The 15,285-nt window shown below is 35.4% G+C and carries 13 protein-coding genes; 4 read left to right on the top strand and 9 right to left on the bottom strand.

Annotated elements, in window-relative coordinates; all coding sequences use genetic code 11:
* Window positions 1-109: 109 nt before the first annotated feature.
* The 7 genes from LT143_RS02840 to LT143_RS02870 all read right to left on the bottom strand — a co-directional run bounded on the left by LT143_RS02840 (window position 110) and on the right by LT143_RS02870 (window position 7,906).
* The gene (locus LT143_RS02840) at window positions 110-1,141 is read right to left on the bottom strand and encodes an acyltransferase family protein (protein WP_246940357.1); all 1,032 of its coding nucleotides are present in this window, start codon (window positions 1,139-1,141) and stop codon (window positions 110-112) included.
* A gap of 464 nt (window positions 1,142-1,605) precedes the next feature.
* Window positions 1,606-2,937 (bottom strand): ATP-binding protein, encoded by a 1,332-nt coding sequence (locus LT143_RS02845; protein WP_246939467.1) that lies wholly within the window; start codon window positions 2,935-2,937, stop codon window positions 1,606-1,608.
* 68 nt (window positions 2,938-3,005) lie between these two features.
* Window positions 3,006-3,683 carry a response regulator transcription factor gene (locus LT143_RS02850; protein ID WP_246939469.1) on the bottom strand — a complete coding sequence of 226 codons (678 nt, stop codon included), beginning with the start codon at window positions 3,681-3,683 and terminating at the stop codon, window positions 3,006-3,008.
* Window positions 3,684-3,789: 106 nt separating this feature from the next.
* A complete protein-coding gene (locus LT143_RS02855) occupies window positions 3,790-4,986 on the bottom strand; it encodes a S1C family serine protease (protein ID WP_246939471.1) in 1,197 nt (398 codons plus the stop codon).
* A 233-nt stretch (window positions 4,987-5,219) separates the two neighbouring features.
* Window positions 5,220-5,780, bottom strand: coding sequence for a DNA-3-methyladenine glycosylase I (locus tag LT143_RS02860; RefSeq protein WP_246939474.1), 561 nt, complete (start codon window positions 5,778-5,780; stop codon window positions 5,220-5,222).
* A gap of 98 nt (window positions 5,781-5,878) precedes the next feature.
* Window positions 5,879-6,832, bottom strand: coding sequence for an ATP-grasp domain-containing protein (locus LT143_RS02865; protein ID WP_246939477.1), 954 nt, complete (start codon window positions 6,830-6,832; stop codon window positions 5,879-5,881).
* Window positions 6,833-6,853: 21 nt separating this feature from the next.
* Entirely contained in the window at window positions 6,854-7,906 is a 1,053-nt protein-coding gene (locus tag LT143_RS02870) for an LLM class flavin-dependent oxidoreductase (RefSeq protein WP_246939479.1), read from the bottom strand.
* A 214-nt stretch (window positions 7,907-8,120) separates the two neighbouring features.
* Here LT143_RS02870 and LT143_RS02875 point away from each other — a divergent pair, with 214 nt between their 5' ends.
* The gene (locus tag LT143_RS02875; RefSeq protein WP_418909796.1) at window positions 8,121-9,041 is read left to right on the top strand and encodes a CobW family GTP-binding protein; all 921 of its coding nucleotides are present in this window, start codon (window positions 8,121-8,123) and stop codon (window positions 9,039-9,041) included.
* 202 nt (window positions 9,042-9,243) lie between these two features.
* Here the strand turns inward: LT143_RS02875 and helD are convergent, their stop codons facing one another.
* A complete protein-coding gene (gene helD / locus LT143_RS02880) occupies window positions 9,244-11,574 on the bottom strand; it encodes an RNA polymerase recycling motor HelD (protein WP_246939483.1) in 2,331 nt (776 codons plus the stop codon).
* Between the two features lie 319 nt (window positions 11,575-11,893).
* Between helD and LT143_RS02885 the strand changes: the two genes are divergently transcribed.
* Window positions 11,894-13,210: a YheC/YheD family endospore coat-associated protein gene (locus LT143_RS02885; protein ID WP_246939485.1), complete on the top strand. Its 1,317-nt coding sequence runs from the start codon at window positions 11,894-11,896 to the stop codon at window positions 13,208-13,210.
* A gap of 46 nt (window positions 13,211-13,256) precedes the next feature.
* Here LT143_RS02885 and desB read toward each other — a convergent pair whose 3' ends face one another.
* Window positions 13,257-14,381, bottom strand: a complete 1,125-nt coding sequence (desB, locus tag LT143_RS02890; RefSeq protein ID WP_246939487.1) for a Delta(10) desaturase DesB — start codon at window positions 14,379-14,381, stop codon at window positions 13,257-13,259.
* 190 nt (window positions 14,382-14,571) lie between these two features.
* Here desB and LT143_RS02895 point away from each other — a divergent pair, with 190 nt between their 5' ends.
* Both LT143_RS02895 and LT143_RS02900 read left to right on the top strand, forming a co-directional pair.
* On the top strand, window positions 14,572-14,862 hold the full coding sequence (locus LT143_RS02895) for a hypothetical protein (protein WP_246939489.1): 291 nt from the start codon (window positions 14,572-14,574) through the stop codon (window positions 14,860-14,862).
* A gap of 152 nt (window positions 14,863-15,014) precedes the next feature.
* Window positions 15,015-15,260 (top strand): DNA alkylation repair protein, encoded by a 246-nt coding sequence (locus tag LT143_RS02900; protein WP_246939492.1) that lies wholly within the window; start codon window positions 15,015-15,017, stop codon window positions 15,258-15,260.
* Window positions 15,261-15,285 lie beyond the last annotated feature (25 nt).

Consider the following 15,285-nt stretch of genomic DNA (forward strand, 5'->3'; position numbering starts at 1 on the left):
ATTACAATTTATTATAAGGTAACTTTAGCACAAATTCATAACAGTTTCATTTTTAAAGGTAGGAGAAATAAAAGCAGGTGTCATCCTTGTTTATATTTCTCCTCCATCACTAACGATTCTGAAGTCTTCTAGAACCGGTTATATCCTTCAACTGCTGTTTCCAGAAATTTGATTTTGCTTCAACAAACGGTTGTGTTAGCTTTCTAATCAATCTACTTGATAACATCATCGTTAAAAACATCGACACAATTAGAAGAAGGAGTAATTGTTGGGACCTGTCAATTAAATGAACAAGCTCACTACTTCTAAATAGTTTAACAAAAAAGCCATGAAGTAAATAAACGTATAGGGTACTCGTTCCCCATTTTGTGAAGAAAAGTCGTCTGGAGGGTACCAATGTTAGGAAGGCTAGCGTTGTCACAAATGACAAACTATATAGTGCCAAACGAATGATAGGACCAGAAACACCAAATGCCCCTAACATTTCATATGGTTTAGATCCAAATAACCATTGATAGTTAAAGTCAGATAAATAGTAAAACAGAGTAAAAGTAGATACCATGACTACGACTGAGATAAGCTTTACATGAAGTACCTTCATGTTTTGAAAATGTTCTTGATTCAGATAGAAGCCCACAAGAAATAATGGGAAAAAGACAAAAGTACGAGACAAACTTAAAAAGCTATTTATTTCATTAATATATCCAACTCCTAAACCAAGAATTAATGATAATACAATCGCAGCATAAGCTTGTAGTTTTGTGAAGACATATATCATACAATTCCAACAAAACAAGCTAATCAGAAACCATAGTGACCAGTGAGGGTCCAATGGATTGAGAGAGGATAACTCTTCACCTTTTATGACGTAATAAAAAAAGGAGTATATGCCTTGAAATATTAAATAAGGTAAGATTAATTTTTTCGCAACTTTTTGTAGATACCCCTTTTGGTTAAATCCTTTTGCAAAGAAACCTGAAATAAGGATAAAAGCTGGCATATGAAAAACATAAATGGAATGATAAAGAGTTAAGATGATCTTGTTTGTTTCAATAAAAGACTGAATCAAATGACCAAACACCACTAAGAAAATTAGCAAAAACTTGGCATTGTCGTAGTATGCATTTCGTGAACTCATGATGACCTCCACTGTTTTTTAATAAGGCGCTTTCGACTAATCAAGACCTATGTCTACTTTAGAAGCGATACGAACTTGGATTCGAAAAAGCAACAATAAATATAAAATAGCTGTTTTTGTAAAGATTGCTACTCCTGTAAAATTTTCAGTGCTTTAGATAGAGAGAGTTGTCTATTCTAACGATAAATATGGCATTTTATCGTTTAGAATAAGCTATACTGCAGATAAAGTAGTCTAAAAAGCAACTAAGTTTTAGAAAAAAGCCTATAAAATACAGCCTTTAGTAAATAACTTTTCGTATGAACAGGTTTCGATAACTACAGCAGAGGTACGACCGCTTGTAATTGCTTCGTAACAGTTTTGTAAAATAGTAAAATAAAAAAAGCAGTATTCGTATGGATTGTTGCTTTCGCAAAAACAGAAAACAAAAAACACCAATGGGCCAGAATTACCTAACCCATTGATGCTTATATAATCGGAAATTTTACGATAAAAGAGGATCCTACTTCTTCTTTATTTGATACAGAAATGGTGCCTTTATATTTCTTTACTAGTCTTTTGGCTATTGCAAGGCCTAGACCTGTTCCACCCATATCCCTACTTCTAGCTTTATCTACCCGGTAAAAGCGGTGGAAAATTTTTTCCTTTTCAAGATGCGATATCCCAATTCCATAATCTTTAACTTCAAGTACAATAGAATTTTCCTCTTTAAGAACCTTTACATTTATGCGTTGATCCTCGAGTGAATACTTAACAGCATTATCCAATAAAATTAATAAAATTTGTTCGAGATGATGCTTAGAGATTTGGACCTGTTGATGACCGAATACCTCAGTATGACAAGTAATCTCAAATTCAGGATGAAGTACTGAAAATGATTTAGTAAGCTGTTCAATAACCTCTGTTATCTCGATTGGCTTAATATCTATTTCTTCTATTACTGCTTCAGACCTTGTTAGATCAAGTAGCTCGACAATCAACTTTTGTAACCGATTAATCTCTGTCTTACATACTTCAAGTGACTCTTCTAAAACTTCCGGGTCATGTTTCCCCCATCTATTTAGAAGGGAGAGATGGCCATCTATAACTGCAATAGGTGTTCTTAGCTCATGAGATGCATCTTCAACAAATTGTTTTTGCCCTTGTAAAGTATCTTCAACCCTTTCCAACATTTCATTAAAAATCTTGGTCAGCTCTTTAAATTCATCCTCGTGTTTTGATTCCTTCACTCTTGTTTGAAAGCCTTCTTCTTTAATTTTCATAATGTCTTCATTGAGCTCTTTAATAGGATTAATATACTGTCTTGAAATAATAATTCCACTAACGATGCTAATTAAAATAGTGGCGGACGCAAAACCAATGGTAATTAGTAAGATGATATGGATTAAATCTTGGAAGGAAGTTAAATTTCTAACTACCTCTACAGTCCCTTGAAAAGATCTAGTATTTACATGCTCCCATGTTACAAGGTAGTCATCACCTTTATATCGAAATTGTTCAATTCCTTCTATGGTCGGATAATCAGCTGGGGCAAGTTGTTGTTGAAACTCATTCGACACAGAGATTACGATATTATGGTTTCTATCTAATATTCTGATGACCTGGTGCTTATCATTTAGTTTTAACAAAACATTTTCTAGATCCCTTATGTGAATATCTTGATTTGGTCGATTGACTTGCTGATAGTATGCAGCAACCTCATCACGAGTCTTAATTACCGCTTCTCTCTCCTGATCTAGCAACCAATTATATAGAATTTCATATTGTGCGATACTAAATAGGATGAAAGTTAGAAACATAAGAAAAGAGCTCGAAAAGGTCAGTCTCCATTTGAGTGGGATGTTTTGAAATAATTGAAGGAACCTATTCATGTTCTCATCACGTAACCAGTTCCACGTACAGTTTGGATATAACTATCGGTAGCACCTGAATCAATTTTATTTCTTAAGTAGCGAATATAGACATCTACCACATTTGTTTCCACTTCTGTTTCATAACCCCAAACCTTATTTAATAACACTTCACGGCTCAACACGATATTTTGATTCACCATCAGTATATACAACAGTTCATATTCACGTTTAGTTAGATCAATATTTTGACCATTTTTCAGAACTTGTCTTGCTTGTACTTTTAACATCAAGTCACGAAAAGTTACTATTTCTTCATCACCGTCTGAAATGGTAGATGACCTTCTAAGCATTGCACGTATTCTAGCTAATAATTCTTCAATGGCAAATGGCTTTGATATATAATCGTCCGCCCCGCTATCTAAACCAGACACCCGGTCCATCACACTATCTCTGGCTGTAATCATAATGATCGGTGTGGCTTTACTTGTTCTAATTCTTCTGCAAACTTCAATGCCATTTAACTGCGGAAGCATTAAATCTAGCAATATACAATCCCAATCTTCCTCTAGTGCTTTTTCAAGACCCAAACGGCCATTATCTGCTGTACTGACACTATATCCTTCATGCTTTAGTTCTAATTCTAGGAATCGAGTGATGTTCTTTTCGTCTTCTATAATCAATATTTTCTTCATAATCACCGGCTCCTTTTTTTACTCTTATAATAGTATGAGTTGATGATATTTGAAAAGAAGAAACCGAAAGAAAGAGCTATCTCCTTCAGATAGCTCTTTCTAGAGTTTAGGATTGACTTGGAATTTCTTCCAGCTTCATGGTTGCTACTTTCTTTTCTCCGTTACGATAATACGTAATGTTCATCTCTTCTCCAACTTGCTTTTGTAGGTATAAAAACTTACGGAGTTCCACTACCGTTTTAATTTTTTGACCATCTAGCTCGGTAATGACATCCATTTCTTGTAAGCCTGCCTTTTCGGCTGGCGAACCTGTGCCAATTTGATCAATAAACACTCCTTCTGTTACTCCTTCTGGTAAATGGAAAGTTTGCTGCCAATGATAGCTCGCTACATCAGACAAGGAACGAGTTGCCACTCCTAAATATGGCCGTTTTACTTTACCATGTAGCTCAAGACTTTCAATAATTGGCTCTGCAATTGAAATCGGAATAGAAAAGCCAATACCTTCAACTGCAGTTTGATTAATTTTCATTGAGTTAATCCCGACAACATCCCCATTTACATTTATTAAAGCACCACCGCTATTCCCTGGATTGATCGCTGCATCTGTTTGAATAACATCCGCCTCCCAATCAGCCTCTCCATCTTGGTTCAAGTCAACTGGAATGGACCGATCCAAACCACTAATAATACCCTGTGTAACCGATCCTGAAAATTCAAGCCCTAACGGATTACCAATTGCTATGACTGGTTCCCCAAGCTTAAGAGATTCAGAGGATGCAAATGTCGCAACATGTTCAGCCTTTGTACCATCAATTTCAATAACTGCCAGGTCCATAAATATGTCACTGCCTAGTAACTTCCCCTCTACTCTGTTGCCATCTTCTAAACTTATTTCTATTTTATTAGCCCCCTCAATGACATGGGCATTTGTGACAACGTACGCTTTACCATTTTCATTTTTGTAAATAACACCAGAACCAGTTCCGGCTTCTTTATCCGGTTCAAGCATGCGATTATTCTGAATATTAATGACTCCTACCACCGCTCCACTAGCTTTTTCAATTGCTTTTGTTATATCGGTTTCCACATTGACACTTACTGTTTCAAACGAATTCCCCATTGCTGCTACATTTTCTTGTTCACTAACGGTAGGTTCGGTTTTCCCTTCAAAGATTGGTGAGACCGCCATTAACGTAATGATTGAGCCTATACATCCACCAATCACAGTTGAAACAAAAACATTAGGAGAACTTTTTTTTGTTTTTGATCTAGTTTCAATATGTTCATCATAGTATCCCATATTACATAACTCCTTTTTGATCTCTTTGTTATACATAATGTACCGTTTGCATCTTAAAGAAACCTGAAAAGAACATTAAAATTTGATGAGAATTTTGTTTTTTTCGCTGCACAAACCACTTACGCACGTATTTGAGGAATATCTGCACAGTTTTAAAGTTTTATGCACGTTTTTTAAATTTTCTACACGAATCTCAAACTGTTCTGCACACATTTTCAACTATCTGCACAACACTATCTATTCTTTTTATAACAATGACAAGATACAACATGATCATTGACCATACCCACTGCCTGCATAAAGGCATAACAAATGGTGCTACCTACAAATTTAAAACCACGCTTTTTTAAGTCTTTACTTAATTTATCACTGATTGACGTAGTTGCAGGAACTTCTGCTAAACTCTCAAAATGATTTTGAATAGGTTTACCATTAACAAATGACCATATGTACACAGAAAATGACCCAAACTCTTCTAACACTTTAAAATATGCATGCGCATTACCCACGACCGCCTTTATCTTTAAGCGATTTCTTACAATCCCTTCGTTTTGGAATAGCTCTTCAATTTTCTTTTCATCATAGGTGACAATGATTTCAGGGTTAAAACCATCAAATGCTTGTCTATAATTTTCTCGTTTTTTTAAGATCGTAATCCAACTTAATCCTGCCTGTGCCCCTTCAAGATTCAGTAATTCAAACAGTAGCCGATCATCATGAACAGGTACCCCCCACTCATGATCGTGATAGTCAATATATATAGGATCTTCCGTTACCCAGCCACATCTCTCCATATGTACCACCTTTTAAGATTTTACTTTCATCATATTCTTTTTTGCCCTACAAATAAAGGAGACTTACTTTCATTTAAGAAAATAAGTCTCCTTTATTACTAACCAACTAAAGATCCTTTAACTATTTCCAGCTCATCTCGTAAAAACTTAGCTAGTTCTAGCATTCCAAATTTACCCGCTACCTGTTCGGCTTCAGGATTGTAGTTCGTATTTGTATTGACATCATACGTGAAAATTTCACCTTCACTATTTCGTATGAATTCAATTCCAGCTACTTGAATTTGATTCACAGCAAGGAAGGTTTCAAACTTTTCAATAATCGGATCATTGAATCCTTCGATGATTTGAAACTTTGGCTTTGTTTCCACTTCTTCACCAACTGGACAGAATAGGTCACCGATTTGGCATGCCTCAGCAGGACAAAGCTCAAATCCTTCCGACGTGTCCACTCTAACTGCATATTGAAAGTTCCCACCAACAAACTCACAACGCGTAATAGAACTGTCTGGTGATTGGATATACTCTTGCACTAAAGTAATGCCATCTATTGGTTCTTCAAATTGATCACTTCTCACATAGTTTTCAACTGCACTTACACTATCAAAGAGTTGAACACCAAGACCTTTTCCAGCACGATTATGTTTTGTGATAATTTTTTGACCATCAAATCTTTTAGCAGCTTCTATTATTTGTTCTTTCCCAGCAGCTGCCACAGTCCTTGGTGTGCGAATACCCAATTGGTTTAAAGCCATATATTGCTGAAGCTTACTAAGTTCAAGCTGTAGTGCTCGAGTTCCATTAAAAACTTTTCGTCCATGTTTTTCTAACCATGCAAGAACTCCTGCCGTATGTTCAGGTGCATAACGGTGGCCTCTTGTATGAGAGGAAGCACTCATCCTACTATAAAAAACACCCTCTGGCGGTTCAGCGCTTAAATCAACTAGGCCATTAGCCATATGCCAAACCTCATATGGTAAAGCTAGTTCATCTAATCTTCTCGTCAAATGAATCGTCCATTCATCGTTCTCGTGTATAACATAAATCTTTTCCATGTGGTGACTCTCCTCTTTAGTTTACTTTTTCAATAATGCTGCTCTCTTCTCTTCTACTAATGGCATAACTGTTTTAGCAAAGCGTTCCATTTCCTCATATTGAGGAGAAAATTGCATTAATAATAAGTCAAGACCTGCTTGTTCATATTGCAAGATACGATTTGCAATTTGTTCTGGCGTTCCAATTAATTGAGGACGAAGCCCACGATTAGATACGGAATAATCCTGAAGTTTTATCTCTTGCTCGAGGTGTGACTTACTAGTAAAGTCTTTATACCCCGCATAAGCGCTGCCTTCCTTAACATTTGTAATACGAGCAAGTTCTTGCTGTGCCTCCTCCTCTGTATCACGACAAATTACATAAGCGGCCATCCCAAAACTTCCAAATTCCGGAAGAGCTAATTTATTTCTTCTCTCTTTCATATCCCGAATTTTAGCAGCTATTTCTTCAACACTACCGCCATGCATCACATAAGAGTCACAAGTTTCAGCAATTGTTTGTTTACCTGCCTCACTCTCTCCACCTGCATAGAGAATTGGATTTGGTCGTTGAACCGGCTTTGGATGTAACTTAGCATTTTGAATATTGTAATAGTTCCCGTTATACGTAAATGTATCTTTTGTCCATAGTCCTTTTAATACATCAATGAATTCTTTTGTACGTGCATATCGTTCATCATGCTCAGTGAAGATTCCGTTATATTGTCGTGCTTCTTCTTCCCACCATGCCGATACCACATTTAAAGTGAATCTTCCGTTTGAAAGTGCATCAATATTTGCTGTCATCTTAGCTGCAACAGCTGGATTATGAAAGCCTGGTCTTATGGCAGTCATAATTTCAATTTTATTAGTAACGGCAGCTAAAGCAGCGGCAGTTGTCCAAGCTTCTAATGAATCATGTTCGGGACCTTTTATATCGTTTAAGTACAGTTCAGCAATTAAAGTCGTATCGAATCCCCACTCTTCTGCTGATTTAATGACTTTTTTGGCATATTCAAAAGTTGTAGGCATATTTTCATCTTCCACATTACGTAGCCAGCCTCCAAAGATCGGCAACCAAAATCCATATTTCATTTTTCTCGTCTCCCTCAAATGAATTTACAAGCCATTGAAGTTAGCAATTTTTCTTTATACTATTCTTAAAATCTACTGTTTTGTTAATCTCAAGTAAACATACCACAAAACTTGGTTTTAAACAATTAATCAGATTCACTATTTAATACGTATTTACCTTGCCTTCTTATGGATTTTTCACTACTATTAATTTAATTAAAAATTTGAGGAGTTTATGATGAAGATACCTATATACATTCTTTCTGGTTTTTTAGGTGCTGGAAAAACGACATTACTTAAAAACATATTAATTCAAGAAAAAAATAAAGACCGCAAAGTAGCCGTTCTTATGAATGAGCTAGGCGAGGTGTCCATAGATTCAGATGCAGTTGATGGGGAGACACCTTTAAAAGAACTTTTAAACGGTTGTGTATGCTGTACCATACAAGGTCAATTAGAAGCACAGCTTCAAGAGCTGATTACCCTCCACCAACTGGATGCAATCTATATTGAAACAACCGGAGTAGCTCATCCCATTGAGGTCGTAGATGCTTGTATGTCTCCAATATTGGTTGAAAAAATTCATGTTGAATCTGTCATTAGTTTAATAGATGCTAAGCGTTGGAGAGACCGAAAATCACTAAGCCCACAGCTTCAATCATTAATTATCGAACAGGTAAGACATGCGGATGTCCTCCTTCTTAACAAAGTGGATGAACTATCGGAAGTAATTCAAGGTCAATTAGCATTTGAGGTTCAGCAGATTAATCCTTATGCAAAATTACTTTTCACAACTTTTGCATCCATAAATATTAAAGATTTCCAAGGAATTGAGAGAAAAGAAAAAGAAGCACACCAAGAACTCCGTGTTGACAAACAATTAAAATTAAAGACTTTTGTTTATAAATTCCAAAAACCTGTTGACTTTGACATATTTGAAAACTGGCTCAGAAGGATGCCTGATCAAATATACAGGATAAAGGGGTATATAAGATTTACACACTCTGACACTTTATATTTATTTCAGTATTCTTACGGCATGCCAATTTATATGAAGGAATTAGTTAAGATTCCAACTAACCTTGTTTTTATCGGCGAACAACTCCCTGTTTCTGACATACGTCAACAACTTCAGGAAATGGAAGAACAATCATAGATAAAAGTTAACTTCGTTTTATTTCACTTGGTAGTACGATGTCCCATGCTTTGTATGGAGAGAGATTTTTTAGTTATAACAGTCTAAACAACAATGTTTTAGAAAAGGGTATAAACAAAAGGAGCAGAACGTTTTTTAACGTAATGCTCCTTTTACTTTTCGGCTTTTTTTTAAGCTAACTTTTCAATTGTGGTTCTACCTGTCACCTGTCTGCCTTCTCATACAGTTCTTTTGGTACACTTTTTAAAAACGGATTAACTTCTTTGCTATATTGAATAAACAGCTTATGCATTGCTCGCGTACATGCTGTATAAAACAACTTCCGTTCACTTTCTCTTCTATATACAGAGGCATCATATATGATGACTGAATCAAATTCAATTCCTTTAGCCAAGTAACTTGGAACGACTACTACGCCCTTTTCAAACGTGGAAGTTTCACCTTTAATCAGTTTAAGGTCGACTTTTTCTTTCAATGCTTCATATACGTTTTCACTTTCGGTTGCTGTTTTACATATGATAGCTACACTTTCTGAACCCGTCTCCTTCTCCCGTTTTATCCTATCTACAGTGAGTTGAAGTAGATCTTCATCACCTTCACCTGCAACAATTAAAGGTAGAGATCCCATTCGATTAAACGGTTCAATATGATTACTCTCTTCTAACAACGCTTTCGTAAAATCGACGATTTGTTTTGTTGAACGATAGCTTTTAGTCAACGTTATACTTTTCTTTGACTTTCCGTCCTCTACTAATTGTTCCTTAAAGAAAGTTCCATTTACGGATTGTGGAAAAATCGCCTGATTAAAGTCTCCTAATAGTGTAAATCGGCTATGAGGAAATAACATATATAAAGTAGCTAGCTGAACAGCTGAGTAATCTTGTGCTTCATCTATAAATATATGTCGCACTGAGGTATTCTTATAGATTCCAGTAATTCTCTCTTTTACATACAAATAAGGTGCTGCATCTTCAAAGAATAATTCCTCTTGCTTTAATGCCTCTAAGGTAAACTTGCAGATTCCTTCCCACTCATCAACAGAGAATGAATTTGAGGATCCAGCTTTAAAAACACCTCTATATATATTGTTATAATCAATAAAATTTAACGCATTTATTTGTTGTCTAATTGGTTTAAAATGTGTTCTTACAACTAATTTCGAGAGAAATTTCTGTTCGGAGGCTAGGTCGTTAAAAGATTGTTCAGAGTATTGCTTTTTATTTTTTCGCTGGAGCTTTTGATAGGCTTCCAAATAATCAGCTTTATCCAAGTATTGTGTTTCTTCTTCGACCCATTTTTCATTCATTTCCCTTTTAGCTAGTCTCTTTAACTTTTTCAACAAATGTTCCTTTACCATTTGGATTCTATTAGGGATAGAGCTTGTTGAATCTATACTGTAAAATAACTCCTTAATATAACTAGATGAAATTAAAACTTTTTCCCCAAGTAAGATATCACTAAATACAAAGCCATCTTTAATCAAAGAATTTATATATTGATCTAATTCCTCCAGAAATGGTAGCGAAGACTTGTATTGAATACCTAGAACCCGTGCTCTATTTGTAGCGCTATCAACTTCACTTAAGGAGAACTCCATTTGGGCAAATGGAGTTTCAATTGTAACTTCTCCACTAACTTTATGATGTAGAAAATCCTGATAAGTGGTTTGTTGCATATTTTTTTCACCAAGCTCTGGTAAAACGGAAGAAATATAATGATTAAAAAGTGTGTTTGGAGAAAACAGAAGAATATGCTCAGCTTGAATGGTTTCACGGTATTTGTATAGTAAGTAAGCTACCCTCTGTAGCGCTGCTGATGTCTTTCCACTACCTGCTGCACCTTGGACAAGTAGAATATGACTATCCACATCTCGGATAATTTTATTCTGTTCTTTTTGAATGGTGGCAACAATCGTCTTCATATGATTGTCAGAATGTTGACCTAGTACTTCCTGTAGCAATTCATCCCCGATCGCTAATCCCGTATCAAACATCCCTTTAATGGTTGATTCCTTTATTATAAACTGCCTTTTTAAAGACATTGAGCCTTTTACAACACCGTTTGGCGTAAAATACTCAACTTGTCCAGGAAGTGAATCATAATACAAACTTGAAATAGGGGCTCTCCAATCATAAATAAGAAACTGGTCTTCTTGATCTAAAAAAGAAGCAATTCCTAAATATATGGGAGCTGTTTCTTTTTCATCCTCGAATCTGACATCAATCCTACCGAAATAAGGTGATTGCATGAGTCTTTCTAGCTTGACAATTTGGCCATAACCATGGCCATGACTTCGTTCACGCTCCGATAAAAACTCTGCCTGCTGTTTAATGGTTGTAAAGGTTTCAATTAATTCATGTGGTTCATCTACGTTAACACGTACATCATCCCAGAAGCTTTTTCGTATTTCAACGATATCGGACTTAATATTAGTCAAATGTTTCTCCATGGAAATCTTCTTTTTCCCAACTTGTTGAACTACATGGTTCACTCGATCCTGCTCTTTATGCCAGTCTTGAGGAGAAATGCTCATGAAATCACTCCCAACATTTTTTCTTACCAGTTGACAACATCTGTTTATTTGTGTTATGATAAGATTGCAATAATTTTACACACACTAACACCAGCTAATGGTTAAACCGTTTTTTATCATAACATGATTATTACAACAATTCAATAAACACTTCCTAAAAGGTCACATTTGTTGTGACCTTTTTTTGTTATATCTCTTACATATACACATTTTGCTATATTTAATTAATTCGGGCTTATTCTTCTATGTTTTGTCCAATCCGTTATTCAATAATTGAATAGGATATTTCTGTAATCAAAACAATTAAGGGTGATTTGTTATGAACAAGGTTTCGGTCCAATATATAGAGAATATTAATTATCTTCTAGTTTCCTACGAGTTTTTCACACACCACTTGCTAAAGAACCCCTCTCTCACATTAAAGATAGGAAGCTGGACAAAAGAAATCCCAGTAAAGCACTCTTATGAAATAGATAATATGACCTTAGGAATACCAACAGATCTACTACCTTTTTACTTACCAGAAGCATTAACCTATGAGATAAGAGTTGACAAAGATACTCTTCATCTTGGGCCAATAATTGGGATTTTAAACAGCTCAAAATCTAGTAAAACTTTAACAAGACGAAAAAAAAATGTCCTGAGAACAAGACTTCAAAACTATACATCTATTAATGGAGTAGTTTTTATATTCTCTTTAGAAGATTTAGATTTTGAAGAAAAATTAGTTAAAGGTCAATACTATGCGCCAAACGATGAAGACGAATGGATAGAAGCAACACTCCCATTTCCTGACTCCATTTACAATCGAATTAGGCTACCACAACAGATGAGTAAAAAAATTAGTAATGAAATTGGTGATACCTTATTTAATTCCAATCATTTTGATAAGTACAAGCTTTGGAAAGTAAGTTCTGAAGATCCAATTGCTCATCAATACGTCCCCGATAGCATCTCGTATACAGAAACCAATGACTTTTTTTCCATAATAAACAAATATCCGCAAGTGTATATAAAGCCTATAAGAGGGATGCAAGGTAAAGGTATTATTGTTGCAAGGAAAAATAAGGACACTATTATCTTTCAAACTAGTAATGGTCAAAAAACTGAATGCCAATCCACACAAGATATTGTCTACTATTTGGAAACACACTTAAAAGATAAATTTGGCTATATTCTTCAACAAGGTATTGATTCTCTATATAAAGATCAAAAGGTAGATTTTCGTTTTTATTTTCAAAAAAATGCAGAGATGAAGTGGATATGTCAGGGTGTAGTCGGGCGTATCGCAAAAAAAGATAGTGTTGTGACCAACTATAAACATTTAAAAACATTGCTCTCAGGTAACAAGGCTATTAGAAGACTTTTTAAAGTTGATAAAAAAGAAGCCAACACTATCCTAGATTCAACCATTGAAAAGTGTAAGGTTGTTTGTGAATTAATCGATGAGAAAGTTGGCCACTATGGAGATATTGCCATTGATGTCATTTTAGATCGTCATAAACAACCTTTCATCTTGGAGATCAACAATCGTATTTATGGTACGAAGAGCTTAAAGAGATTGAAGAAAAAGAAGATTTATAGACAAATTAGAACCACACCGTTAGCCTATGCAAAAGCATTGGCAGGATTTTAAATTTTGTATAAGGTAAAACAGCAGCAAAAAAGGAGTTAGCAAAAAGCTAGACTCCTTCTTTGTTTTCTCTCTTCACTTTTTGTTTTTCTTCTTCAAATAACTTTCGCTTCTCTAGAGATAACATCTCTTTTCTTTTTAACGAAATATCTTGAGGGTTTAGCCCATGACCCAGAGAAGCAAAAACATTTCCCTTATGAGGATCAACTAACTCTTCACCATTGTAATACAAACGAGGAGTTTTCCATAAAGCTTTTAATGCTTGAGTTAACGGCATTTCATGGTAACGCTCAGGCCACATTCTTTTGATTTGCTCTTTTACTAGCGGATAATACTTGGAGCTCATTCCAGGAAATAAATGATGCTCAGTATGATACGAAAAATTAAAATGCAACACGTCAACCCATTTTGGGACTGTTACAGTAAGACTATTCGCCAACGGATCATTAATCTCAGTGATAGGATTTAATCGATGATTAGTCGAAATATACATCATCACAATAAAATTTGCAATTAATAATGGTAACAAGAATGCAAAAAACCACTTAACAGGACCAAACCAAAATAATAACCCAATCCAAGATGCCCAAGGCAGGATTGCTTCTAGCCAAACAGCTGGTCTCTTCTTAGGATTAAATTCCTTCATATATAAATGTAACATCCTTGATGAATGTAAAGTAAATTGAACAGATAGTGAAACAAAACTTGCAAGAGCACGAAACGAATGAGGCAGCTTGTATACCCATCGTAAGAACTTGCTTTTGGCTAATTTCTCAAAAGTCGGCCATGCATCAGGATCGTTTTCTTCATGCTGTGTATGTACATGATGGGTTAAGTTATGCCATTTTCTCCAAAGTTTTGGTCCGGTTGTGAGTGGCCAAAAAGCAATGGCTCCTAATAAGTCACGTAACCAAGCTGTTCGAACGACTGTGCCATGCAATATTTCATGTCCCAAAAATCCCATTGCCGCAAAGCTAGCTCCTAACACGAATGCAATTGCTAAATAAATCAATGGATTTAAATTAAAAGCTCCTATTGTTACGAATCCGGCAACTGTAAGTAATAAATAAGCCAGCCCACCCCATAATCTTGCTCGAACAGGTTTAAAAACTTTTTTTGGTAAATGTGGTGAAATTCTTGCTGCATACCAAGCAAATGAATGTAAATCTTTCACTGTAATCCCCTTTCTTTATACTTTTCAAGTTAATTAACGAAACGTTGAATTGAACAACTTGAATGATTATTTGGACACGGTTAGTATCACCGAAATATTTCATCTCATTACAAAAAGTTCCATAAAAATAAACTTCTATTCAGTCTCTCTTCCGAATAACCTGTATAAAGCTTGTCTCAGGGGGGATTAGATGCGAAAGAAAAGCTTACTAGTAATATTAATTTTTATATTCCTTTGCGCTTGTAGCTTTGTTGGGGGACAACCAAGAGAAAAGGATGTTGAACTCGAGGAACTGCAATTTCTAAGGCACTATGATAAAATCGTGAAGCATGCAGAAGAGTACGCAAGTAAAACAACAAATGCAATTGTTCAATCTGTGTATCAACATCAAGACGATTCAATATGGAAGATTGAGTTCACAGATGGTTTCATTGTTCTTTACGATGAAGAAAATGGAGAACTTACACATACTAAAAATTAGTTCTCATTTTTAGAGAACATACTAATAGACAACTAGCTTTACGGCAAATCCAAAAAGACTGTTGCTTTTTAGTCCAATATAAACTTAAAAGGTGATTATACTTACATAGAATATTGCATCCCTGGGGAAAGTAAGACAGGAGGTGCATAGAAATGACGCAACCATACCTATGTCCAAACTGTAAAACTAATCGTTCTCGCTTTAATGTTATTCAGCAAGTTGCAACACCTGTTAAAATGGATCCACACACTGGTGAAGTGGTACAAGAATTTACAAGTGAGGCTCTAGACCCTTTTCACTTACCATACAGAGGTCCAGAAAGAAGAATCCAATGTGGTACTTGCGGTTTAATTGAGGATGAAAACACATTTATTAAAAGAGCGCAATACGGAAAGTAGGCTAAGACCTTATCTTAGCCTTTTT

This window comes from Bacillus pinisoli (genome assembly GCF_023036475.1).
Classification (GTDB): Bacteria; Bacillota; Bacilli; order Bacillales; family SA4; genus Bacillus_BS; species Bacillus_BS pinisoli.

Bases quoted from the DNA above. Each gene is read 5' to 3' on its own strand.
- LT143_RS02845 (WP_246939467.1), bottom strand. From the start codon at position 2,937: ATGTTTCTAACTTTCATCCTATTTAGTATCGCACAATATGAAATTCTA.
- LT143_RS02850 (WP_246939469.1), bottom strand. From the start codon at position 3,683: ATGAAGAAAATATTGATTATAGAAGACGAAAAGAACATCACTCGATTC.
- LT143_RS02855 (WP_246939471.1), bottom strand. From the start codon at position 4,986: ATGGGATACTATGATGAACATATTGAAACTAGATCAAAAACAAAAAAA.
- LT143_RS02860 (WP_246939474.1), bottom strand. From the start codon at position 5,780: ATGGAGAGATGTGGCTGGGTAACGGAAGATCCTATATATATTGACTAT.
- LT143_RS02865 (WP_246939477.1), bottom strand. From the start codon at position 6,832: ATGGAAAAGATTTATGTTATACACGAGAACGATGAATGGACGATTCAT.
- LT143_RS02870 (WP_246939479.1), bottom strand. From the start codon at position 7,906: ATGAAATATGGATTTTGGTTGCCGATCTTTGGAGGCTGGCTACGTAAT.
- LT143_RS02875 (WP_418909796.1), top strand. From the start codon at position 8,121: ATGATGAAGATACCTATATACATTCTTTCTGGTTTTTTAGGTGCTGGA.
- helD (WP_246939483.1), bottom strand. From the start codon at position 11,574: ATGAGCATTTCTCCTCAAGACTGGCATAAAGAGCAGGATCGAGTGAAC.
- LT143_RS02885 (WP_246939485.1), top strand. From the start codon at position 11,894: ATGAACAAGGTTTCGGTCCAATATATAGAGAATATTAATTATCTTCTA.
- LT143_RS02895 (WP_246939489.1), top strand. From the start codon at position 14,572: ATGCGAAAGAAAAGCTTACTAGTAATATTAATTTTTATATTCCTTTGC.
- LT143_RS02900 (WP_246939492.1), top strand. From the start codon at position 15,015: ATGACGCAACCATACCTATGTCCAAACTGTAAAACTAATCGTTCTCGC.